25 protein-coding genes are annotated in these 22,705 nt (G+C 65.8%); 6 read left to right on the top strand and 19 right to left on the bottom strand.

The genetic code is table 11. The features are described 5' to 3' along the window. Window positions 1-30 precede the first annotated feature (30 nt). From FIU89_RS01665 to FIU89_RS01640, 6 genes are all read right to left on the bottom strand, one after another. A complete protein-coding gene (locus FIU89_RS01665; protein ID WP_152491000.1) occupies window positions 31-399 on the bottom strand; it encodes a GFA family protein in 369 nt (122 codons plus the stop codon). Beyond that, window positions 392-793 carry a GFA family protein gene (locus FIU89_RS01660; RefSeq protein ID WP_152490999.1) on the bottom strand — a complete coding sequence of 134 codons (402 nt, stop codon included), beginning with the start codon at window positions 791-793 and terminating at the stop codon, window positions 392-394. Before FIU89_RS01660 ends, FIU89_RS01665 begins: the two co-directional genes overlap by 8 nt. A gap of 1 nt (window position 794) precedes the next feature. Then, entirely contained in the window at window positions 795-1,415 is a 621-nt protein-coding gene (locus FIU89_RS01655) for a LysE family translocator (RefSeq protein WP_152490998.1), read from the bottom strand. A gap of 10 nt (window positions 1,416-1,425) precedes the next feature. Continuing rightward, window positions 1,426-1,974: a helix-turn-helix domain-containing protein gene (locus FIU89_RS01650; RefSeq protein WP_152494363.1), complete on the bottom strand. Its 549-nt coding sequence runs from the start codon at window positions 1,972-1,974 to the stop codon at window positions 1,426-1,428. 162 nt (window positions 1,975-2,136) lie between these two features. Further along, a complete protein-coding gene (locus FIU89_RS01645) occupies window positions 2,137-2,592 on the bottom strand; it encodes a GAF domain-containing protein (RefSeq protein ID WP_152490997.1) in 456 nt (151 codons plus the stop codon). Between the two features lie 69 nt (window positions 2,593-2,661). After that, complete coding sequence (locus FIU89_RS01640; RefSeq protein ID WP_152490996.1) at window positions 2,662-3,834, bottom strand: acetyl-CoA C-acyltransferase; 1,173 nt, start codon at window positions 3,832-3,834, stop codon at window positions 2,662-2,664. Window positions 3,835-3,946: 112 nt separating this feature from the next. On the opposite strand from FIU89_RS01640, the gene FIU89_RS01635 reads away from it, so the two are divergent. The 3 genes from FIU89_RS01635 (at window position 3,947) to FIU89_RS01625 (ending at window position 6,547) form a co-directional block, all read left to right on the top strand. Continuing rightward, a complete protein-coding gene (locus FIU89_RS01635) occupies window positions 3,947-4,285 on the top strand; it encodes an STAS domain-containing protein (protein WP_152490995.1) in 339 nt (112 codons plus the stop codon). 9 nt (window positions 4,286-4,294) lie between these two features. After that, the gene (locus FIU89_RS01630; protein ID WP_152490994.1) at window positions 4,295-4,741 is read left to right on the top strand and encodes an ATP-binding protein; all 447 of its coding nucleotides are present in this window, start codon (window positions 4,295-4,297) and stop codon (window positions 4,739-4,741) included. 228 nt (window positions 4,742-4,969) lie between these two features. Beyond that, a complete protein-coding gene (locus tag FIU89_RS01625; protein ID WP_152490993.1) occupies window positions 4,970-6,547 on the top strand; it encodes a gamma-glutamyltransferase family protein in 1,578 nt (525 codons plus the stop codon). Window positions 6,548-6,614: 67 nt separating this feature from the next. On the opposite strand, the gene hspQ is transcribed toward FIU89_RS01625, so the two are convergent. Continuing rightward, window positions 6,615-6,941, bottom strand: a complete 327-nt coding sequence (gene hspQ / locus FIU89_RS01620; RefSeq protein ID WP_152490992.1) for a heat shock protein HspQ — start codon at window positions 6,939-6,941, stop codon at window positions 6,615-6,617. 201 nt (window positions 6,942-7,142) lie between these two features. On the opposite strand from hspQ, the gene FIU89_RS01615 reads away from it, so the two are divergent. Continuing rightward, window positions 7,143-7,736 carry a lytic transglycosylase gene (locus FIU89_RS01615; RefSeq protein ID WP_152490991.1) on the top strand — a complete coding sequence of 198 codons (594 nt, stop codon included), beginning with the start codon at window positions 7,143-7,145 and terminating at the stop codon, window positions 7,734-7,736. Window positions 7,737-7,756: 20 nt separating this feature from the next. Here FIU89_RS01615 and FIU89_RS01610 read toward each other — a convergent pair whose 3' ends face one another. The 5 genes from FIU89_RS01610 to FIU89_RS01590 all read right to left on the bottom strand — a co-directional run bounded on the left by FIU89_RS01610 (window position 7,757) and on the right by FIU89_RS01590 (window position 14,839). Next, window positions 7,757-8,353, bottom strand: coding sequence for an outer membrane lipoprotein carrier protein LolA (locus FIU89_RS01610; protein ID WP_254701763.1), 597 nt, complete (start codon window positions 8,351-8,353; stop codon window positions 7,757-7,759). A gap of 112 nt (window positions 8,354-8,465) precedes the next feature. Continuing rightward, window positions 8,466-9,044: an exopolysaccharide biosynthesis protein gene (locus FIU89_RS01605; protein WP_152490989.1), complete on the bottom strand. Its 579-nt coding sequence runs from the start codon at window positions 9,042-9,044 to the stop codon at window positions 8,466-8,468. Window positions 9,045-9,130: 86 nt separating this feature from the next. Further along, a complete protein-coding gene (locus FIU89_RS01600; protein ID WP_152490988.1) occupies window positions 9,131-12,106 on the bottom strand; it encodes a DNA translocase FtsK in 2,976 nt (991 codons plus the stop codon). A gap of 15 nt (window positions 12,107-12,121) precedes the next feature. Beyond that, window positions 12,122-13,300, bottom strand: coding sequence for an aminotransferase class I/II-fold pyridoxal phosphate-dependent enzyme (locus FIU89_RS01595; RefSeq protein WP_152494362.1), 1,179 nt, complete (start codon window positions 13,298-13,300; stop codon window positions 12,122-12,124). A 210-nt stretch (window positions 13,301-13,510) separates the two neighbouring features. After that, window positions 13,511-14,839, bottom strand: coding sequence for an amidase (locus FIU89_RS01590; RefSeq protein ID WP_152490987.1), 1,329 nt, complete (start codon window positions 14,837-14,839; stop codon window positions 13,511-13,513). Window positions 14,840-14,927: 88 nt separating this feature from the next. Here FIU89_RS01590 and FIU89_RS01585 point away from each other — a divergent pair, with 88 nt between their 5' ends. After that, window positions 14,928-16,178, top strand: a complete 1,251-nt coding sequence (locus FIU89_RS01585; RefSeq protein WP_172977990.1) for an FAD-dependent monooxygenase — start codon at window positions 14,928-14,930, stop codon at window positions 16,176-16,178. A 128-nt stretch (window positions 16,179-16,306) separates the two neighbouring features. On the opposite strand, the gene rsmD is transcribed toward FIU89_RS01585, so the two are convergent. Beyond that, window positions 16,307-16,861, bottom strand: coding sequence for a 16S rRNA (guanine(966)-N(2))-methyltransferase RsmD (gene rsmD / locus FIU89_RS01580; protein WP_152490986.1), 555 nt, complete (start codon window positions 16,859-16,861; stop codon window positions 16,307-16,309). Next, window positions 16,858-18,063, bottom strand: coding sequence for an NAD(P)/FAD-dependent oxidoreductase (locus FIU89_RS01575; RefSeq protein WP_152490985.1), 1,206 nt, complete (start codon window positions 18,061-18,063; stop codon window positions 16,858-16,860). The genes rsmD and FIU89_RS01575 overlap by 4 nt, the downstream gene beginning before the upstream one ends. A gap of 90 nt (window positions 18,064-18,153) precedes the next feature. Between FIU89_RS01575 and FIU89_RS01570 the strand changes: the two genes are divergently transcribed. Further along, on the top strand, window positions 18,154-18,642 hold the full coding sequence (locus FIU89_RS01570; RefSeq protein ID WP_152490984.1) for a peroxiredoxin: 489 nt from the start codon (window positions 18,154-18,156) through the stop codon (window positions 18,640-18,642). Window positions 18,643-18,932: 290 nt separating this feature from the next. On the opposite strand, the gene FIU89_RS01565 is transcribed toward FIU89_RS01570, so the two are convergent. The 5 genes from FIU89_RS01565 to FIU89_RS01545 all read right to left on the bottom strand — a co-directional run bounded on the left by FIU89_RS01565 (window position 18,933) and on the right by FIU89_RS01545 (window position 22,504). Then, window positions 18,933-19,367 carry an ester cyclase gene (locus FIU89_RS01565; protein ID WP_172977989.1) on the bottom strand — a complete coding sequence of 145 codons (435 nt, stop codon included), beginning with the start codon at window positions 19,365-19,367 and terminating at the stop codon, window positions 18,933-18,935. Window positions 19,368-19,734: 367 nt separating this feature from the next. Next, window positions 19,735-20,034, bottom strand: coding sequence for a 4a-hydroxytetrahydrobiopterin dehydratase (locus tag FIU89_RS01560; protein WP_152490982.1), 300 nt, complete (start codon window positions 20,032-20,034; stop codon window positions 19,735-19,737). Beyond that, on the bottom strand, window positions 20,031-21,218 hold the full coding sequence (locus FIU89_RS01555) for a GNAT family N-acetyltransferase (RefSeq protein ID WP_152490981.1): 1,188 nt from the start codon (window positions 21,216-21,218) through the stop codon (window positions 20,031-20,033). The genes FIU89_RS01560 and FIU89_RS01555 overlap by 4 nt, the downstream gene beginning before the upstream one ends. 60 nt (window positions 21,219-21,278) lie before the next feature. After that, window positions 21,279-22,046: a glycerophosphodiester phosphodiesterase family protein gene (locus FIU89_RS01550; protein WP_152490980.1), complete on the bottom strand. Its 768-nt coding sequence runs from the start codon at window positions 22,044-22,046 to the stop codon at window positions 21,279-21,281. After that, window positions 22,043-22,504, bottom strand: coding sequence for a RidA family protein (locus tag FIU89_RS01545; protein ID WP_152490979.1), 462 nt, complete (start codon window positions 22,502-22,504; stop codon window positions 22,043-22,045). Before FIU89_RS01545 ends, FIU89_RS01550 begins: the two co-directional genes overlap by 4 nt. Window positions 22,505-22,705 lie beyond the last annotated feature (201 nt).

Genomic DNA, 22,705 nt, shown 5'->3' with positions numbered 1-22,705 from the left:
TCCCCGGTCGAGGGCCATCAAGCGGCCCGATCATTTCTGCGGAACCCCGTCCGCGATCTGGTAGTAATCCCCCTTGTCGGCGGTAAAGATATGCTTCTCCAGCCGCAGCCCCGTGGGTCCGTCCAGCGCCCCCAGGGCAAAGCTCATCGTGTCCTCGTCATGCGCCTTCCAGAACAGGAACGCCCCGCAGGTCGCGCAGAAGCCCCGCTTGGCCTGTGGCGTCGCCTCGTACCACGTCACCTCGCCGGTGATCTCCAGGTCCGTCTCCGGCACGAAGGCCGAGGACCACACATGCCCCGATTGCTTGCGGCACTGCCCGCAATGACAGGCCGACACGCCCTGCGGCGCACCCGTCACGCTGAACCGGATATTTCCGCACAAACAACTTCCCTCAAGCATTCTCACCTCCACTGAACCGCGCGAACTGCGGCAACCCGTCGCCGATCTCGTAATAATCGCCCTTGTCCTCCAGAAAGACATGGGCGGTCATCTTCAGCCCATGCCCCGGCTCCAACGATGCCGCGGCAACGACCGTGCGCGGCGCATCCTCCGGCTTCCAAAACAGGCCGGACCCGCAAATCTTGCAGAAGCCCCGCCGCGCCATCTGGCTGGACTGGAACCACGCCAGCCCATCGTCGCGCTCCATCACCAGGCCTTCGTCCGCCACCGAGGTCGCCGCCCAGTAAAACCCCGATTGCTTGCGGCACTGCCCGCAATGGCACCCCAGGATGTCCCGTGCCTTGCCCTCCAGCCGGAACGCCACCGCCCCGCACAGGCACGCACCCTTGATCATCTCAAGCCCTCCCCGGCGTCGAAGCCGCGCCCAGCAGCACGCCGTAGATCACGAAACACGCCGCCAGCCCCCGGCGCAGCCACACGTTGAACACCGCCCCCAGCGCCGCCCGGCCCAGCCCCGCGCCCAGCGCCGTGTAGCCCATATAGCTCAGCGCCGTCAGGCTCAGCGCGGTGGGAAAGATCACCCACATCTGGCTCCAGATCGGCACGTCCGGCTGCACGAACTGGCTGAACGCGGCCAGGTATCCCGCCACGCTCTTGGGGTTGATCGTGGCGATGGCAAGGGCCCGCCAGTAGATGCCGCGCCCGTCCGGCGCGGCCACGACCATCTGCCGCCGCGCCATGATCCAGCCGCGTATCCCGAGATAGATCAGGAACCCGGCCCCGATGAATTTCGCCACCTGGAACGCTTCCGGCGAGGCCGCGATCAGCGCCGTCACCCCCGCCGCCGACAAGGTCAGGAACAGCGCCGCCTGCGTCAGGATCGCCGCCACCCCCCACAGGCTGCGGCGAAACCCCATCGTCATGCCGTTGGTGATGCAATTGACCGCGTTCGGCCCCGGCGTGGTCACGAACACCACCCAGAAGAGCGCGAACACGGTCCATCCCTCCAGGCTCATGCCATCACCATCAATAAACCGGCGGCGCGATCACCCAGATCGCGACACACGGCTCATCATAAGGGTTTGACCACGCATAGGTTTCATGCCGGATTCGAAAACTGTCCCCCGGCCCCACGGTAAAATCCCGGCCGCCGATGCTTAGGTCCAGCCGGCCCGACACCACGTAGCCCACCTCCTGCGTCGGCCGCGTGGCAGGGCGCTGCATTTTCGATCCGGGCCGGAACGTCGAGTGGATCACCTCGAAATCGTCACTCAGGTCCGGCGACAGCAATTCCTCTATCAGGCCTTCCTCGCCCGACCCCATCCGCCGCCGCGATCCTTCGCGCACGATGATACCCTGCTCGTCCGCCGGGGCACTGGCATGGGCAAAGAGAAACGACATCGGCACGTCAAACGCGCCCGCAATCGCCCGCAGGTCGGAAATCGACGGCTCCGACAGGTCCCGCTCCACCTGGCTCAGCCAGCCCACCGACCGACCCAACGCCTGCGCCATATCGCTCAACGTCAGCCCCCGTGATTTTCGCAAGGCCCGCAGATCGGCCCCGAGGCTGCGCATGGCGGAGATCTGGCTCTGTTCCAAAGGGCACTCTTCCCGTGAAATTCTTCGGTCAGTTTTCACGCTGCGCGAGTCGCGTGAAAAAATCAATAAAAATTTCACTGCCCCCGAAACACGCCCGCCGGAGGCTTCACCCCCCGCACCGCGCGCGCCTGCGAATCTCTACAGGCGTCCGAACACCATCTTGAGGATCGCACCCAGCCCGTCGGCGTCCGCCGCGTCGAACGCGGCTGGCCGGTCGCTGTCGATATCGAGCACGCCCAGCAACCGCTCCTGCCCGTCCCATACCGGCAGCACGATCTCCGACCGGGTCGAACTGGCACAGGCGATATGCCCGTCGAAACTGTCGACATCGTCCACCAGCTGCACCTCGCCCGTCCGAGCCGCCGCCCCGCAGACGCCGCGCGAAAACGGGATCTGCAAACAGCCATGCCCGCCCTGGTACGGGCCGATCTTCAACAGCTCCGGCCCGGTCACCCGGTAGAACCCGGTCCAGTCGAAGCGCGCGTCCGCGTGGTGCAACTCGCACACCAACGTGGCCATCAGCGCCACCTCATCGGTCTCGCCCTCGGTCAGCGCCCCGATGGTTTTCGCCAGGTCTTCATAATCCGCACGCATCGCGCACCTCCCACGCCAAGAGTTTTCATGAAAACTCTTGGCAAATCTTTTCCCAAAAGATTTGCGGCCTCAGACCCGCTCGATCGCGATGGCCGTGCCTTCGCCCCCGCCGATGCAGATCGCCGCAACACCGCGTTTCAGATCTCGCCTTTCCAACGCGTTCAGCAGCGTCACCATGATCCGCGCCCCGCTCGCCCCGATGGGGTGCCCCAGCGCACAGGCCCCGCCATGCACGTTCACCTTCTCGCGCGGCAGGCCCATCTCGTGCATGAACGCCATGGGGACCACGGCAAAGGCCTCGTTCACCTCCCACAGGTCCACGTCGTCCTTCGTCCAGCCGATCCGTTCCAGCAGCTTCTGCGCCGCGGGCACCGGCGCCGTGGTGAACCATCCCGGCGCCTGCGCGTGGCTTGCATGGCCCAGGATCCGCGCCCGGATCTTCAGCCTCTGCGCCTCTGCGGCCTCGCGCGAGGCCAGCACCAGGGCCGCCGCCCCGTCGCTGATCGAGCTTGAATTGGCCGCCGTCACCGTCCCGCCCTCGCGGAAAGCAGGCTTCAACTGCGGGATCTTCTCGGGCCGCGCCTTGCCGGGCTGCTCGTCGGTCTCGACCACGACCGTGCCCTTGTGCGTCTCCAGCGTCACCGGCGCGATCTCGCCCGCGAACGCACCCGATTTCTGCGCCTCCAGCGCCCCTTCCAGAGACCCGATGGCATAGGCATCCTGCGCCTCGCGGGTGAATTGATATTTCTCGGCGCAATCCTCGGCGAAGGTGCCCATCAGCCGCCCCTTGTCATAGGCGTCTTCGAGCCCGTCAAGGAACATGTGGTCGATCACCTGCCCATGCCCGATCCGCGCCCCGCCGCGCATCTTGGGCAAGAGGTACGGCGCGTTCGACATGCTCTCCATGCCGCCCGTCACCATCGTGTCGGTGTGGCCCAGCGCGATCTGGTCGAACCCGATCATCGCCGCCTTCATGCCCGAACCGCACATCTTGTTCAGCGTGGTCGCCGGCACCTCTTCGCCCAGCCCCGCCTTGAACCCCGCCTGGCGCGCCGGAGCCTGCCCCTGGCCCGCCGGCAGCACGCAGCCCATCAACAACTCGCTCACGGTCGCGGCGCCCGCATCCTTCAGCGCCGCGGCAATCGCTGCGCCGCCCAGGACGCTGGCCTCGACGCCATCGAAATCCCCCTGGAAGCCGCCCATCGGCGTGCGCGCCGCGCCTGCGATCACAACGTCTTTCATGCTGATTGTCCTTTCGTCCTTGGGTGCCACGCCGGGAAAGCTCACGGGGCCACACGGTTTGGTAAGGAATTGCGCCTAGGCTGCGCGCAACATCCATGTGTCCGGAGGCATCATGCAACTCACCTGCGCCACTCACAACAACATCAACGTTATCACCGTCGAAGACAACCGGATCGACGCCGCCTCCGCCATCCGGTTCAAGGACGAGATGCGCCGCCTCACCGAAGATGGCCCCGCCCATGTGGTGCTCGACCTCTCCGGCGTGGCGTTCGTCGATTCCAGCGGCCTCGGCGCCATCGTCGCCTCGATGAAGCAGATGGGCGACGGCCGGCGGCTGGACCTGGCCGGCCTGACGCCGGACGTGGCCAAGGTCTTTCGCCTCACGCGCATGGATTCGATCTTCGTCATCCACCCCGACATGGCCGCGGCGCTGCAACGCGCGGCGGGCTGATCCTGGGCCGTGGCCACCACCGCCCCCTCCCTGCCCGATCCGCTGATCTCGTGGTGCACGACAGCGACGAACCTGCACGTGCGCGACATGGTCGAAAGCTTGGCCAGCAACCTGGACGAGGCCGGGATCGACAGGGACCTGCGCGGCTCCATCGCGCTCGCGGTCAGCGAAGCGCTCAACAACATCACCGAACATGCCTATGCCGACCGCGCGCCTGGTCCGGTCACCATGACGGTCGACCTGCTGCCCGACCGCGTGGACGTGATCCTGATCGACAGCGGCCGCGCCATCCCCGGCCAGGATCTGCCTCCGGCCCACCTGCCGGACAGCGCCGGCCCCCGGTCGACTCTGCCCGAAGGGGGATTCGGCTGGTTCCTCATTCACAGCCTGTGCCGCGACCTGAGCTACACCCGAACGTCAGGACAAAACACGCTCAGCCTGCGGTTTCCGCGCTGAAACACGCGGCGCGGCAAACCGCGCCACCAAATCGCCCAATTCCCATCGCAACGCCGCCCCAAAGCCCCCGCATATACCAACCTGTAGCTGCATATGGCTTCCCTCGGCGCCGCGTTTAACAGCCCCCACCCAGTGCGCGGCGTCGAGGTACTTCTTCTTCCCATCACATTGGCATTCCCGAGCGCGCCCCCTAAGGTGCCGCACAGCATTGCAATCAACGGGAAAACCATGCGCGACTTCCAACGTCCCGGCCGCTCGGCCGTCCTCGCCACCAACGGCATGTGCGCCACGTCGCACCCCTTGGCCGCCCAGGCCGCCATCGACATTCTGAAACGCGGCGGCAACGCCATGGACGCCGCCATTGCCGGCGCCGTTCTGCTGGGCATCTGCGAGCCGCAGATGACCGGCATCGGCGGCGACTGCTTCGCGCTGTTCACCCGGCCCGGCAGCGACGACATCCATGCGCTGAACGGCTCCGGCCGCGCCCCGGCCGCCGCCAGCGCCGCCGACCTGCGCGCCCGTGGCCTCGACACCGTCCCGTTGCACGGGCCCGAAGCGGTCACCATCCCCGGCGCGGTCGACGCCTTCTGCCACTTGTCGGACGCACATGGCAAACTGGGTCTCGACGCCCTTCTGCAACCCGCAATCCACTACGCCGAAGAGGGTGTGCCGGTGGCCCCCCGCGTCGCCAATGACTGGCCCCGGGCCGCCGAAAGCCTGCAGGGCCACGGCCTGACCCATTACATCAACGGTGGCCAACCGCTGAAGCAGGGCGAGATGTTCCGCGCCCCCGGACAGGCCGAGGTGCTGCGCCGAATCGCCCGCGACGGGCGTGACGCCTTCTACAAGGGCGAGGTGGCCGACGACATGGTCGCCGCGCTCAACGCCGAGGGCGGCGTGCACACCGGCGACGATTTCGCCGCCACCGCCGCGACGCCCACCGACCCCATCAGCGGCAGCTATGGCGGCATCGACCTGGTCGAGCATCCGCCCAACGGCCAGGGCGCCACGGCGATCCTGCTGCTCAACATCCTGGCCCAGTTCGACATCGCGTCGATGGACCCGTTCGGCACAACGCGCGCCCATATCGAGGCCGAGGCGACCAAGCTGGCCTACGACGCCCGCAACCGCTTCATGGCCGATACCGACCGCACCGCGCGGCTGGATCACATGCTGTCGATGGACACCGCCCGCGCGCTCGCCGCCCTGATCGACCCGAAAAAGGCGATGCCGTCCGCCACCTCGCTCAGCGAGGCCGTGCACCGCGACACGATCTACATCACCGTGGTCGACCGCGACCGCATGGCGGTGTCGCTGATCTATTCCATCTTCCACGGGTTCGGCTCGGGTATCGCGTCGGAAAAATTCGGCATCCTGCTGCAAAACCGCGGCGCGGGCTTCACGCTCGAAGAGGGCCACGCGAACGAGATGAACGGCGGCAAACGCCCGATGCACACGATCATTCCCGGCATGCTGCGCGAGGGGGGCCGTGTCACCATGCCCTTCGGCGTGATGGGCGGCGCGTACCAGGCAAACGGCCACGCCCGCTTTGTCTCGAACCTGCGCGATTTCGGCCTGTCCCCGCAGGAGGCCATCGACGCGCCGCGCTGTTTCCCCGACGCGGGCGAGCTTCGGGTCGAAACCGGCTACGCGCCGGACGTGCACCGCGAACTGGCAGATCTGGGCCACAACGTGGTCGAGGCCGACGAGGCGATCGGCGGCGCCCAGGCAATCGAGATCAAGGAGAACGGGGTTCTCGAAGGCGGCTCCGACCCGCGCAAGGACGGCTGCGCCCTGGGCTACTGACCCCGCAGACCGGCGCCATGAACCGGCGCCAAAAAACCGGCATGGGGCGCGGCAGCGCGCCCCGGCCTCAGTTCAGTTGGAAATGCAGCGGGTACTGCCCGTCCTCGAACGGGCCGAAAAGGTCGGGAATGTCAGGATGCCCCACCGGCTCGCCCGAATAGTCGGCGATCAGGTTCTGTTCGCTGACATAGGCCACGTAATAAGTCTGATCGTTCTCGGCCAGCAGGTGATAGAACGGCTGGTCTTTCACCGGGCGGCTGTCCTCGGGAATCGAGTCGTACCATTCCTCGGTGTTCGCAAACTCGGGATCCACATCGAAAATCACGCCGCGAAACGGATGTTTGCGGTGTTTCACGACCTGTCCCAGGTGATATTTCGCGCGTGTCTTCAACATTCAGATAGCCCCTAACGACACACTGTACTGCGTTCAACCGAGTTTTGTCCAATCGCTGTGCGCATTTTGTCGGGAAACAGTCTGTGAACCGCCGTCAGACAGTGCCCCTCCTCCGCCCCGGCTCGAAGGCCCAAATCCGGCATTTCCAAGCGCCGAAATTTTGGTTAAACTGAAAAGAAAAACAAACATAGCGAGAGGCAGATGAGCAGACGTCTTCGCACGATTCTATCAATGGTGGCCCTGGCCACCCTGAACGCCTGTGGTGGTGGTCCCAGCGGCCCGCCGCCCGACAATCTGGACAATGCCTGCGCCATCGTGGCGCAGAAACCGCATTACCTGCGGGCCTTCCGCGCGACCGAGCGTCGCTGGGGCGTGCCGGTGCCGGTGCAGATGGCCACGATCTACCAGGAAAGCAAGTTCGACGGCGAGGCGCGCACGCCCTTCCGCTGGACCCTCGGCGTGATTCCCATGGGCCGCCAAAGCTCCGCCTACGGCTACAGCCAGGCACTGGACGGCACGTGGGACGAGTACGTGAAGGACGGCAACCGGGCCGCGCGGCGCAACGACATCCGCGACGCGACCGACTTCATGGGCTGGTACATGGCGCAGTCGAACCAGCGTCTGGGCATCCCGATGCACGACGCCCGCAACCACTACCTCGCCTATCACGAGGGGCGCACGGGCTACAGCCGGGGCAGCTATAACGCCAAGCCATGGCTCTTGCGCGTTTCGGGAGAGGTCGGCCAGCGCGCCGTCGTCTACGATCAGCAGTTGCGGGCCTGTGGGCGGCGCTAAGCCGCCCCGCTTCGCCCGGCCTACCTGTCGATCCGCTTGAACTTGTCCTTGCCCGGGATGACGAACCTGTCATTGCCCAGCTGCGTGCCCGTGGTCAGATCGCCCAGCACCACGGTGGTCTTGCTGCCACCGCTGTCGTTGATCACCCACTGACGCAACTCCACCGGGCTGCCGGTGAAGACCAGCTCGATATTGCCGTATTCGGGATGCGCCGGGTCCTGCGCGCGCACCGTGGTGGTCTTGCCGTCGCTGCTGTGACCCGTCACCATCCGCGCACGGCCGAAATCCACGTTGCGTTGCAGGATGATCTTCAGCGGCGTGCGGTCCAGCGGATAGGCCTCGCCCCCGGTATTGGACTTGGGGTCGATGATACCCACCGTATCGCCATCGGCCACCACCAGCGTCTGTTCCGGCGGGTTGTACTCGAACCGAACCCGCCCTGGCCGCTTGATATAGATTTGCCCCGTGCTGATCGTGCCGTCATCGTTGATCTGGGTAAATTCGCCGGTCGCCGAACTGAAGCTGTTCAGGTATTGCGAAATCTCGTTCAACGACAGCTTTTCGGCCATCGCGGGCGTGGCCATCAGGAAAGTCAGGGCCAAAGCAACCATACGCATGAGGGGAAACCTCTCCTTTTTCATTCTCGCCAAAAGATAGGCGCACACACGGCGTTATGCGATAGCAATCGGTGCAAATGCGTGTGAACGCCCTTTTTTCCGGTCCAATGCATCAGAACGGCAGAAATCGGATCGCCGCAAAAAGCGCCCCGGCGCTGGCCGCGAACGCCACCACCATCAGCACCCCGTCCCGCACCGTGATCGCCAAGCCCAGAAGCGCTATGGCCGCGAACGGAATGAGCGCCGCAAAGGGCACCACCTCCAGCGGCGGGATCATCGCGCACAGACCCACCACGACAAGCGCCGCCGCAAGCTGCGCCGGACGCCCGGTCAACGCCTCGAGCCTGTGACCGAAATGCCGGTCCATCCACTCTGCGGCGGGGCGCGCCTTGTCGACCGAGCGCGCGACCCTGTCATCGGTCACCGCCCTGTTGCCGATCCGGTCCGGCATCCAGAAACTGCGCCGCCCGAAGAGGATCTGCACCGCGATGAGGATCAGTATGATCGCAAACAGCGTCGGCACGCCCGGGATGCCGCCCAGGGGCGACGCGCCCAACAGCGCCGTGACGAAAATGATCGGCCCAAAACCGCGCCCGCCAATCGCATCGACCACGTCCTTGACCGAGACGGTGTCCCCGCCGTCGGCCAGGTCATCGATCTCGTTCAGCAGCGTCCCGGCATCTCCGGCCATTCACCCGTCCTTCTTCGCGTTGGCGTTTCCTTGCACGCCAACGCAACAGACCGGCAAACGTTTCCCCTCGGCCCTTTTCGGAGGCGTTATTGCTCGGGCACCAGGATTTCGCGCTTGCCCACGTGGTTCGCGGCACTCACGACACCCTCATCCTCCATCTGCTCGACCAGGCGTGCCGCCTTGTTATAACCGATGGCCAGCTTGCGCTGGATATAGGAGGTGCTGCATTTCCGGTCGGTGATGGCGATCTGCACGGCCTGATCGTACAGCGCGTCCTCGCCATCGGTGTTGCCGCCCGTCGACAGGCCCAGGACCGCGTCGATCTTGTCGGCCTTCTCGTCCTCGGGGCCGTCCTGCACGCCGCCCACGTAAACCGGCGGGCCGAAGGCCTTGAGGTGATTCACCACCTCCTCGACTTCCTCGTCGCTGACGAACGGCCCGTGACAGCGGGTGATCTTGCCGCCGCCGGCCATGTACAGCATGTCGCCCATGCCAAGCAGCTGCTCCGCGCCCATCTCGCCCAGGATCGTGCGGCTGTCGATCTTGCTGGTCACCTGGAAGGAAATCCGCGTCGGGAAGTTCGCCTTGATCGTACCCGTGATGACGTCCACCGACGGGCGCTGCGTGGCCATGATCAGGTGGATGCCCGACGCCCGCGCCATCTGCGCCAGCCGCTGGATACAGGCCTCGATCTCCTTGCCGGCGACCATCATCAGGTCCGCCATCTCGTCGACGATGACCACGATGAACGGCATCTTCTCGGGCGCGAACTCCTCGGTCTCGAACACCGGCTCGCCGGTTTCGTCGTCGAACCCCGTCTGCACCGTCCGGCTGAACATCTCGCCCTTGGCCAGCGCATCGGCCACGCGGCTGTTGTACCCGTCGATGTTGCGCACGCCCATCTTCGACATCTTGCGATAGCGGTCTTCCATCTCCGCGACGACCCATTTCAGCGCCACCACGGCCTTCTTCGGGTCGGTCACCACCGGGCTCAGCAGGTGCGGAATGCCGTCATAAACGCTCAGTTCCAGCATCTTGGGGTCGATCATGACCAGCCGCAGCTCCTCGGGAGTCAGCTTGTAGAGCAGGCTCAGGATCATCGTGTTGATCGCCACCGATTTACCCGAGCCCGTCGTCCCCGCGATCAGCAGGTGAGGCATCTTGGCCAGGTTCGCCACCATCGGGTCACCGCCGATATCCTTGCCCAGCGCCAGCGGCAGCTTCTGGTTGCCGTCGCCATAGTCGCGGCTCGACAGGATCTCGCGGAAGCTGACCATCTCGCGGTTGTCGTTGGGCAGTTCGATGCCGATCACCGACCGCCCCGGCACGGTGCTGACCCGCGCCGACAGGGCCGACATCGACCGCGCGATATCGTCCGCGAGGCCGATCACCCGGCTCGCCTTCAGGCCCGGCGCCGGTTCCAGCTCGTACATCGTCACCACCGGACCGGGGCGCACGCTAACGATCTCGCCCTTCACGCCATAGTCGTCCAGCACGGTTTCCAGCATCCGGGCATTCTCCTCCAGCGACTCGTCGCTCAGGTGATGGCGCTGGATATTGACCGGGTTGGTCAGCAGGTTCAGCGGCGGCAGCTCGTACTCGATCTGCGGCTTTTCCTCGAATTGCAGCTTGGGCTGCGCCTCGGCCTGCGCCCGTGCGGACGGCTGCGGCGCGCGGCGCGGCGGATGCTGCACGACCTTCTTCGGCTCGGCGACAGGCACCTCCTGGGGCGTCGCGGCGCGGGTATAGACCGGCACCTCCGGCTCCGCCCCGTAGCTGTCATATGCGCCGTAGCCGTCGTCGATCACCTCGTCCTCCGGCGTCGCCTCGACCATCTCCTGCATCGGTGCGTGCACCGGCGTTTGGGCGGCATCCGGCACGGCGTGCTCGGCGGTCAGCGGCGGCTCGGCCCGCACCGCGCTGCGCGGCGCGGTGTTCAGGATCAGCGGGTCCGGCCCCCGGCCCCGGCCACGGGTCAGCGGCGCGACCGTCTCGACCTGCACGGCGGGGTTCTTGCGCACCCGGCTCTTGATGACATCGGCAATCTTGGCGCTCACCCGGTCGCCGCTAGGTGCGGGCATGTCGGGCATCTCGGACGCCTCGATCAGTTCCGGCTCCGGCGTGCGCTCGGGCCGCCGCATCAGCGACGGCATCCGCGACAACAGCCCGCCGGTCCGTTCCGGCGCTTGGCTCACCTCGTAACCGGGCATGGCGGTTTCGATCGGCGCGGCATGGCCCTGGTGCCGGACGGCTCCGGCCAGGGCGGGCTCGGCACGGCGCACCCGCGGCTCGGGCACGGCGGCCTCGGCCAGGGCCAGTTCGTGGGCCTCGGCGCGTTCCTGCATCCGGCGGTCCCAGCGATCTGCAGCCTTGGCCTGCGCGGTCTTCGCGGCCCCTGCCGCCACCCCGCCGCTGCGGGCCAGCACGGCGCGCAACGTGGCATAGGTCATGATCGTGCCAACCACCAGGAAGCGGGTGATCTGCGACAGCTCAAGCCGGCTGAACCCCAGGATGAACGCGCCCAGCGCCACCATCCCCACCGCCAGAAGCAGCGACAACAGCTTCAGCCCGAAGGTCGCACTGATCGGCAGGAAACCCAGCACCGTGCCCAGCGCCATTTCCCCGAACAGCCCGCCATAATCGAAACTGTGCGACGCCGACCACTCCGCGCTCGGTTCCAGCGACGAGGCATACATCGCCAGAAGCGCGATCCAGATCGGCGCGTAGATCAGCCGACCAATCGCCCGGTCCTGGCCGCGGTGCAGGGCGAAACGCACACCCCACGCCCCCAGGACAATCGCAAGGCCCCACGCGCCCCAGCCCACGATCATGAACAGCGGCGCCGCAATCGACGCCCCCATCCGGCCAAGCAGGTTCTGCACCGGCGCGTCCGTCGCGGCCATCCAGCTGGGATCATCGGGGTTGTAGGATGCGATCATCATCGCGGCGGCCAGACCCAGCGCCAGCAGCGCAAGTCCCAGAAGTTCCTTGCCTCGCTTCTCGATCGCCTCCGCCATCGAGCTGTCCAAAAGCGGGTCACGTCCGCGCGTCTGATATGCCATGTTGCCTCTTCCTCGTTAATTATAAAGACAGTCACGCAGCTGCGTCAGGCCGCGTGCCACCTCTTTCTTTGGGGCCACCATCGCGACCCTTATGTATGCGTTGCCGGGGTTCAGGCCCCCGGCCTCCTGCGCCAGGTACGCGCCGGGCAGCACCCGCACGCCTGTCTCTTTCCACAGTTTCAGCGCCGCCGCCTCGCCATCCTCGACCGGCAGCCACAGGAAAAACCCCGCCTCGGGGCTCTGGTATCCCGGCACACCGTCAAGGATCTCGTCGGCCAGCCTGTATTTTTCCCGGTAAAGCCCGCGGTTCACCTCGACATGCTTTTCGTCCGCCCAGACCTTGGCCGCCGCATGCTGCAACGGCAGCGGCAGCGGCGTGCCCGCATAGGACCTCAACTGCCGGATCCGCTTCATGCTCTGCGGCCCCGACGCCACGAACCCCGAGCGCAACCCGGCCAGGTTCGACCGTTTCGACAGGCTGTGAAAAGCCACCACCCGCTCGGGGTCGGCCCCCATCTCCTTCGCGACTTCCAGCGCGCCCACAGGCGGCGCATCGCGGTAGATCTCCGAATAGCATTCGTCGGCGAAAACCTTGAAATCGTGCTTTTCCGCCAGCCCGATCAGCGTCTTCCAGTACTCCGCATCCGCCACCGCGCCCTGCGGGTTGGACGGCGAGCACAGATAGGCCACCGTCACCCGGTCCAGCACCTCGGCGTCCAGGCTGGTGAAATCCGGCAGGAACCCCGTCTCGCGCGTCGCCGGCAGGAACATCGGCTCGGCCCCCACGCTCAGCGCGGCCACCATGTAAACCTGGTAGAACGGGTTCGGCAGCAACACGATCGGCTGCTTGCCGTTCTTGGTTTCGGGCGACAGCGTCATCATCGCGTTGTACAGCCCCTCGCGCGTGCCATTCAGCGCCATCACATGCCGGTCCGGGCTCAACTCCACGCCATAGCGCCGCGAAACCCAGTCGCAGAACGCCGTGTTCAGCGCCGGAATGCCCTCGTTCACCGGGTACTTGCGAAACTCCTCCGCATGTCTCTCGATCACATCCATGATCCAGCCCGGAAAATCGTGCTGCGGCTCGCCGATGGTCATGTGAATCACATCACCGCCGGGATCGTGCACGTCCAACAGGGTCCGCAAACGCGGAAACGCATATTCCGGAAGGTTCGAAAACCGCTCGGGAAACATCAACACTGCCTCTAGGTTACGGGATCGTTTTCGCCCCGTTTGGATCAAATCTACAAAAGCCCCCGCGTTGCGTCCAGCAAAACCAACCGGGGGTGCGGGGATTGTGGCATTTTTGGCAAGAGGTTAGCGGATACCTCTAAAGTAGGCCAAGTATTGTGGCCGGCTTGCATCAGCCGGGCAACATTTTGCGTCCAGTAACGATTTTGCCCGTCAGGCCAGCGCCGCCTCGGCGGCCTTTGCGACCCGCAGAATCCGTTCCTCGCCGAAGGCTTCACCGCACATCATCAGCCCACAACCGGGCGTCCCGGTGGGCAGGTTGACGGCCGCCAGACCCATCAGGTTGCCCACCCGCGTGTTGCGCAGCGCCAGCAGATTTTCGGTCACGTAATAGTCGTCGTCGGTCATCAGACGGTCCACCTCGGGCGGCAGGTTCGGCGCCGTCGGCATCAGCACCGCATCATAGGGTTTCATCCGTTCGGCCCACTGGATTCGCAGCGCTGTCAGCAGGTTCCAGCCCGCCACGTAATCGCAGGCCCGGAACTCACGCCCGGATTCGAACCGCTCGCGAATGGGCTTGAACATCTTGTCCGGGTTGGCCGAAATCACGTCGCCCCAGATACCATACGCCTCGGACGTGAACAGGATCGCCGACAATGGCATCGCCTGTTCGGCCTCGGGCGACTCGACCTCCTCGATCCGCGCGCCGGCCGCCTTCAGCCGCTCCAGCGCGCTGAAATAGGCGTCGCGCGGTGCGTCGCGGATGTCGTCGAACACCACCGACTTCAACGCGGCAAAGCGCATCCCCTCCAGCGACACGCCCTCCAGGTCCGCCGCCCGCCCGCCTTCCAATGCGGCCAGCACCAGCGCGCAATCCTCCACGCTGCGGCCCAGCGGCCCAACCGTGTCGAACTTCGCGCAAAGCGGCACGACCCCACCCAGCGACACGCGCCCCGACGTGGTCTTCAGCCCCACCAGATCGTTCCACGCCGATGGGATACGGACCGATCCGCCCGTGTCTGACCCGATGCCGCAGGCCGCCAGCCCATGCGCCACGCTCGCCGCCGCCCCCGAGGAGGATCCCCCCGGCACCAGCTTCGGATCGTTCACATTCGGCGGCGTCGCCGTCATCGGGTTCAGCCCCAGCCCGGAAAACGCCAACTCGCTCATATGCGTCTTGCCCAGGCACACCAGCCCCGCAGCCGTCGCGTTGCGCAGCACGTCCGCGTCCCGCTCCGGCACCCGGCCCTTCAGCAGCCGCGTGCCGGCCTCCGTCGCTGTCCCTGCGCTGTCGAACAGGTCTTTCCAGCTGACCGGCACGCCATCCAAGGGCCCCAGCCGCCGCCCGGCCTGCGCCCGTGCCTCTGCCGCCTGCGCCTCGGCCCGGGCGCGGTCATGAGTGACCACCGAATAGATCTCGTCCCGCGCCGGATGCGCGTCGATGGCCGCCAGGTACGCCTCAGCCAGCACCACCGGCCCGATCTCGCCCGCCTCGATCCCGCGCCCCAGCTCCGCCGCGCTCATCGTCAGCCACTCGTTCATCCCCGGATCCTCCGCGCCTTTGCCAAATCGCCTGCATGAACGCAGATGCCCCGGCGCAAGGCAAGCCCGCCCAACGACAATCCGGCGCATGGACAATCCGGCCCGCGCCGGCATATTGATCCGCATGGACCATGACAGCGATATCCTGATCGTCGGCGGCGGCCTCACCGGCCCCGCGCTGGCACTGGCCGCGGCGCAGGCGGGCCTGACCGTGACCGTCATCGACACCCTGCCCCAGACCGTGCGCGAAGATGCCGCCTTCGACGGTCGCGCCTACGCGCTGGCGCTGGCCTCGGTGCGCCTGCTGAGCAATATCGGCATCTGGTCCCGCGTGGCCGACAACGCGCAAGCAATGCTGGAAATCAAGGTCTCCGACGGCCGCGCGGGCGAAGGGGCCGCGCCGTTCTTCCTGCATTTCGACCATGCGGAGATCGAGGAAGGCCCGATGGGCCACATGCTCGAAGACCGCTACCTGCGCCGCGCGTTCCTGGAGGCGATGCAGGACGAAGATCGCATCTCGCAAGTCACCGACACCGTCACCGCGCAGGACGTCACGCCCACCGGCGTCACCCTCACCCTCGCCTCCGGCAAGACCCTCGCGGGCCGCATCGTCGTGGGCTCCGATGGGCGCGCCTCGGGCACCGCGCAACGCGCCGGCATCGCCCGCACCGGCTGGAATTACGGCCAGACCGCGCTGGTGGCCGCCATCGAACACGAACAGCCGCATAACGGCATCGCGCACCAGTTCTTCATGCCCCCCGGCCCGCTCGCCATCCTGCCCCTGCCCGGCAACGTCAGCTCCATCGTCTGGTCCGAGACCGAGGCCACGGCGGCCCGCTTCGCCGCCCTGGACGATGCCGACTTCCAGGAGGTCCTGCGCCCCCGCTTCGGCGATTTCCTCGGCGACATCACCCTGCGCGGCAAGCGCTTCACCTACCCGCTGAACCTCACGCTCGCCAACGCCTTCGTGGCCGAGCGGCTGGCGCTGATCGGCGACGCGGCGCACGGGATGCACCCAATCGCCGGCCAGGGCCTCAACGCCGGCCTGCGCGACGTGGGCGCTCTGGCGCAGGTCCTGACAGACGCCACCCGCCGGGGCGAGGATTTCGCCGCCTCCGACGTGCTGGCCCGCTACCAGCAATGGCGCCGCTTCGACACCGCGACGCTGGCGGTGACAACCGACCTCACCAATCGGCTCTTTTCCAACGACAACCCCCTCCTGCGCGCCGCGCGCGACCTCGGCATGGGCGCGCTGTCGGCCATGCCGACCCTGCGCCGCACATTCATCCGAGAGGCGGCAGGCCTGACCGGCGACCTGCCGGAGTTGATGAAGGGGTGAAGCCGTGCGAGCGGCAGACCTGCCTGTCCCGGACTTGATCCGGGACCTCCCGGCCAAAGATATCCTCGGATCAAGTCCGAGGATGACGGCCGCGCAACGCGTAGGGTGGGTGAAAACCCACGCGCCACCTACCCCGCCTCGAACACCCGGATCACCGTATCCCCGTACCCCCGCTCATCGAGCAGGCTCCACCCCTCCGGCACCGCCACCGCGCCGCCGTCCTCCCAAACCACCAACGCCCCGGCCGCAATCCACCCCCCGGCCATTGCCGCGCCCAAAGCCGCCTCACCCAGCCCCTTGCCATAGGGCGGATCGAGAAACACCAGCCCGCAGGCCTCGCTCGCCGCACCCAACTTGCGCGCATCCCGGCCCACGACCTGCACGCGGTCCCCGACCCCGCAAATCCCGATATTCTCCCGGACCAGCCTTTGCCCCACGCGCCCGTTCTCCACGAACGTCGCGCTTGCCGCCCCACGCGACAACGCCTCCAGCCCCAGCGCCCCGGTCCCGGCAAAAAGGTCCAGCACAACGGCCCCCTCCACCCGGTCGCCGAACCGCGCCATCAACACGTTGAACAGGCTCTCCCGCACCCGGTCCGAGGTGGGCCTCAGGCGCGCGCCCTCGTCCCCCTTGCCAACCGAAGCCAGCCGCCGCCCGCGAAACTCGCCACCGATGATCCTCACGCCTTCAACAGCGCCTTAAGGTCAGCGCCGGGGTCAGCCACCACCGCCGGATCGGCGGTTTTGCCGTTGTCGATCAACCGCTTGCCCACCATGTAGGCCCGCGCGTCATTGGCCGCGTCCACCGCCAACAGCGTGTCACCCTGGTAGTACCAGAAGGAAATGCCGCCCTCGCTTTCGCGTGTCACCACCCGGTCGTAGCCCACGTTCAGCCCCGCGATCTGCAACTTCACATCAAACTGGTCCGACCAGAACCACGGCTGCGGCACATAGGTCTTCTCCGCGCCCATGATGTTCTCGGCCACGCATTCCGCCATGTCGATGGCATTCGGCACACTCTCCAGCCGCAGCCGCTCACCTCGGAACGGAAAGCTCGCGCAATCCCCGGCGGCCCAGATCGACGGGTCGCTGGTACGTCCCTGCGCATCCACCTTGATCCCGTTCTCGACATCGACTCCGGCAGCCTCGGCCAAAGCCGTGGCGGGGGTGATCCCCACACCCACGATGACGAAGTCCGCCTCCAGTTCCGTGCCGTCGCTCAACAGCGCCCCGCTGACCCGGCCCTCGCCGGTCAGCCGCTCCAGCCCAACGCCCTCGCGAATGTCGACACCTTTCGAGCGATGCAACGCCCGGAAGTAATCCGACGTCTCCTGCGCCGCCACGCGCTGCAGGATCCGGTCCGCCATCTCGACCAGCGTCACCTGCAAACCCTTCGAGGCAGCCACGGCGGCGGCTTCCAGCCCGATATATCCGCCCCCCACGATCAGAACCTTCGCGCCGTCGCGAAACTCGGGCGCCATCCTGTCCACGTCGCGCAGGTCGCGCACCACGTAAACGCCGTCCAGCGCACCACCGATCGCCGGCGGCAACCGCCGCGGCACCGACCCCGTGGTCAGCACAAGATGCTCGTAAGGCACCGCCTGCCCGCCCGCGACAACCACCTTGTCAGCGGGATCAATCGCCGACACCGCCGCATCCAGCCGCAGGTCGATCATGTTCTCCGAATAAAAGCTTTCCGGCCGCAGGTAGAGCCGCTCAATATCCATCTCGCCCAAGAGGTATTTCTTCGACAAGGGCGGCCGCTGATAAGGCGGCGCGTGCTCTTCCCCGATCAGCGTCACCTTGCCGTCATAGCCAAGCGCCCGCAGCTTCGCCACCAGCGAACTGCCCGCCTGACCCGCGCCCACGACAACAACTCCTGCCATGTCCCCTCCTGCAAATTCCACATGGCCCTCGGGCCGTCAGGGCCTATACTTACAGGCATTCCAAACGCAAACGAAAGACAGGATGCGACAATGACGATCACCACCGGCGACAAACTCCCCGATGCGACGCTGCTCAAGATGGGTGCGGACGGCCCCGAAGAGGTCGCGCTGTCCGACAAGACCAAAGGCCGCAAGGTGGCGATCTTCGCCGTTCCCGGCGCCTTCACTCCCACCTGTCACTCCGCCCACGTGCCCAGCTTCATCCGCACCAAGGCCGATTTCGACGCCAAGGGCGTGGACGAAATCATCTGCATCTCGGTCAACGACGCCTTCGTGATGGATGCCTGGGGCAAGGACACCGGCGCCAGCGACGCCGGCATCACCATGCTGGGCGACCCGCAATCGGAGTTCACCAAGGCCGTCGGCATGGATTTCACCGCGCCGCCTGTCGGCCTCATTGCCCGCTCCAAGCGCTATGCCATGCTGGTCGAGGACGGCACCGTCAAAGTCCTGCATGTCGAGGACAATCCCGGCACCTGCGAGACCTCCGCCGGCGAGTCGCTGCTCGACGCGATCTGATTGATGTGAAACGTCGAGAATCTTTGACTCAATGGAGCTGGTTTTCTGAAACTTTCTAGGGCGCCGCGTCACGCAATATTGGCCCAATCGTTAAGCACTTCTGACCCAAACCGGACCTTGAGCGCGGTATAGGTCAAGGTCCGGCAGGCGGACCAAGCTGCCATTCGATCAAAACTCCGGAGGTCCGGTTTGAGCCCGATTGCTGACTTGGCCTTATTTCTCGGATGTGCCCAAGTTCAGACATCGGTGCCAATGGTAATAGAATCCGGCTGTTAGGCAAAAGCAGCGAACTACAGGGGCAATCCGAGGGACTCATTGAGGCGTCGATCATCCAGTATTCCCCAGTAATCAGAGATCTTGTCGTCTCGAATCCCATAGATGCTGATAAGTTCCCACTCTACGCGTTTGCCCGTGGCCGCGACACCCATCCACGGCCCGAGGTGAGTCGCCCTGAAAGACTTATGTGCGACTACCTTATCGCCCTCGGCCAGTAGATGGTTGATTGTAACCTCCAAGTCGGGAAACGCGCCCAAGATTGAAGCCAACCCTTGGGAAAGTTGGGCCAGTCCACCGTCAAACATTCCACCAGCTACCCGAGAATGATCGACAAAATCCTCTGCAAAGATTTCCCCGATCGTCGACAACGAGTGTTGCTCTTGCACCTCTTTGACATAGCGCATGACCAAAGTCTTGTTCTTGTCAATTTTTACATGACAGTCGCTCATCATTTTTTTCAACCTGCCTGAAAGCGAACAGCGAGGGGATAGCATTCAATGAGCAGATGCTCAATTCAGATAACCGCAATGGGTCAGAAATACGCATAACGCATGGTTTCTGGACGTCCGTTTGATCTCAGATTGCCGCCGTTCGAACGCGGTGCAGCATTCGGTAGATTGGGCTCAAAGCCGACAGTCGCTGCACCCGGTTCGAATGACAGCTCTCGCTAACTTAGGGCTTCATACTCTTCCGGTTTGTAGTGCCTGGGTCAGTTTATGACGCAAAGGTCAATTTCATCTGACGTCCAACAATTGACAAACGCTAGGGGGCCGGGGCACAGACGCGTCCCGGCCTCCAATTCACGCGCCCTGGCGCTCAGCCTTCGGCCAGCTTGTCCATTTTCCGCGCCAACTTGGTGTCGCGCGAACTAAGACCTTCCACGTCATGGCTGGTCAGCGTCACCTCGACCGTCTTGTAGACGTTCGACCATTCCGGGTGGTGGTCCCACTTCTCCGCCCAGATCGCGCAGCGGGTCATGAAGCCGAAGGCTTCCACGAAATTCTCAAACTCATAGGTCTTGTGGATCGCATCGCGCCCGTCGACCATCGCCCAGCCGCTCTCGAACAGCGGCTCCAGCGTCGTCTTCCGCGCCGTGTCACTCAGTTTCTCACTCATTCCTGCTCCTCCACATTTGCTTTTCTGAACGGGCCGAAGCTCGTCAGGATCTCGATATCCTCCGCCACGGCTTCGCGTTCCGACTCAAGGTAATGCGCCACCGCATCGGAAAAAGGCGGGTCGCGAAACCAGTGCAGCGAGTGGGTCTCGACCGGCAGATATCCGCGGGCCAGCTTGTGCTCGCCCTGCGCGCCCGCCTCGACGCGGCCCAGACCGTGCGCGATGGCGTAGTCGATGGCCTGATAGTAACACAACTCGAAATGCATCGCAGGATGATGCGCCGTGCAGCCCCAATACCGGCCATAAAGCGCGTCGCGCCCAATCATGTTCAGCGCGCCTGCCACCGGCACGCCGTCTTCCAGCGCCAACACCAGCAGGATATCGTCGCGCAGCCGCTCCTGCGCGATGTCGAAGAATTTCCGCGTCAGGTACGGCATCCCCCATTTGCGCGCCCCGGTGTCCTGGTAGAATTCCCAGAACGCCTCCCAGTGCTCGGGCCGGATCGCGTCGCCGGTCAGTTGCACGATCTCGCCGCCAAAGCCCTGCGCCTGCGCCCGCTCCTTGCGGATGTTCTTGCGCTTGCGCGAACTCAGGCTGCCAAGGAAATCGTCGAAGCTCTCGTATCCCCGGTTCAGCCAGTGATACTGCTGCGTGATCCGCGGCAACAGGCCCATCTCGGTGCCCACCTCCCGCTCGAACCGCGTGCAGAAGGTCACGTGCAGCGACGACAGCGCATTCCGGTCCCCGATGCTGACGGCGGCCTGCATCAGCGCATCGCGCCCCGGCTGCCCGTAGCCCGGCCGGGTCAGCATCCGCCGTCCGGTGACGGGCGTGAACGGCACCGCCATCTGCAACTTGGGATAATACCGCCCGCCCGCGCGCTCATAGGCATGGCCCCAGTTGTGGTCGAAGATATACTCGCCCTGGCTGTGCCCCTTCACGTAAAGCGGCGCGCAGGCGATCACCTGGCCGTCCATCTCCGCCACCAGGTAATGCGGCTGCCATCCCGTTCCGGCGCCGACCGACCCGCTGTCCTCCAGCGCCCTCAGGAAACGATATGTGGTGAACGGGTCTTCCGCCCGGCCGCCGTCTTCGGCCTCGGGACAGGCGCAGGCGTCCCAGTCGGCCTGCGCCACGTCGCCCAGGCTTTCGTAGACGCTCACAAGGACAGATCCGCCATCCATCAGGGCCGCTCATTGGTTCGGGAAATCATACCCTTCAATCTGTGGCCTGCCCGCCCCGGTTCAAGCGGGAATCGCGGGCAGGTACCCCTCGAAGGTGATGTTCTGCGCCACGCGCCGCGCCTTTGCCTCGTCCTGCGGCGACCGGATCGTCCAGCACAGAACGTCCGCCCCCGCGCCCTGCAACGCGGCCACCCGCGCACGGCCCAGGTCCTGCGCCTGGTGGCTGAGGAACGCCGCGCCGGCGCGGTCGTAATCCGGGATCTCCCGCAACCGCGCGCGCACCTCGGCCCGCAGCAGTGTCCAGTCCCCGGGGTCGTAATCGCATGTCACGATCCCGCGCGCCACCTCCGGCGCAAGGTCGCGCATCGCCACCATCATCTCGGGGTTGAACGACATCACCGCCACCGGCCCGGAATAGCCCTTCAGCGCCACCGCCGTCGCCGCCTCCAGCCGCCCATCGGTCTGGCCCATCTGCCCCTGCTGGTCCTTCAGCTCGATCAGAAGCGGCACTCGGCCCCCGACCAGCTCCAGCACCTCCGGCAGCGTCGGAATCCCCTCGCCGCCGCCCAGCAGCGCAACGCCACACAGCTCCGCCGCCTCCCGCTGCTGCACCGGCCCGGACTGCCCGGTCAGGCGCTTCAGGTCATAGTCGTGGAACACCATCGCGGCACCGTCCCGGCTCAGCTGCAGGTCGATCTCGATGCCATAGCCATGGGCCATGGCCGCCGAGATCGCCGCCCGCGAATTCTCCGGCCGGCCATCCGCCACGTCATGCAGCGCCCGGTGCGCCAGCGGCGCACGCAGAAACTCCGGGTCGAGCCGCGTCATCCGATCTGGAATACGCCTTCGATCTCGACCGCCACGCCGAACGGCAGCGCCGGCGACGACACCGCGGCGCGGGCGTGCTTGCCCGCCTCGCCCAGCGCCTCGCCGATGAAATCCGACGCACCGTTGATCACCTGCGGCTGCTGGGTGAAATCCGGCGTCGAGTTCACGAACCCGCCCAGCTTCACCACCCGCTTCAGCCGGTCCAGATCGCCTTCGCAGGCCGCCTTGACCTGCGCCAGCAGGTTGATCGCGCAGGCCTTCGCCGCCTCGGCGCCCGCGGCCACGTCCATGTCGTCGCCCAGCTTGCCGATCATCATCTCGTCGCCCAGCTTCGGCAACTGACCCGAGACGAACAGCATGTCACCCACCAGCACGTACGGCACGTAATTCGCCGCAGGCGCCGCCGCCTCGGGCAGGGTCACGCCCATCTCGGCCAGCTTGTCCTCGAATTTTCCCATGGTCCCGACCTCCTCGGTTGCGTTGCCGCGCACGCTAGACGCTCCGGGCACCGATGCAACCGCAAAAACAGGCCCGTGCTTTTTCTTGCGATAAATACTCACTATGCCGTCGCCGGCCACGCGCCCCGTCCCTCGCCCCCGCGCATCACGCCCGCCACGCGCCCCGAGACGTCCCGCAGGGACGCCGAGACAAGCCTGCGC

The organism is Roseovarius sp. THAF27 (assembly GCF_009363655.1).
Lineage (GTDB): Bacteria > Pseudomonadota > Alphaproteobacteria > Rhodobacterales > Rhodobacteraceae > Roseovarius.
This window is presented reverse-complemented; position numbering and strand designations above follow the sequence as displayed.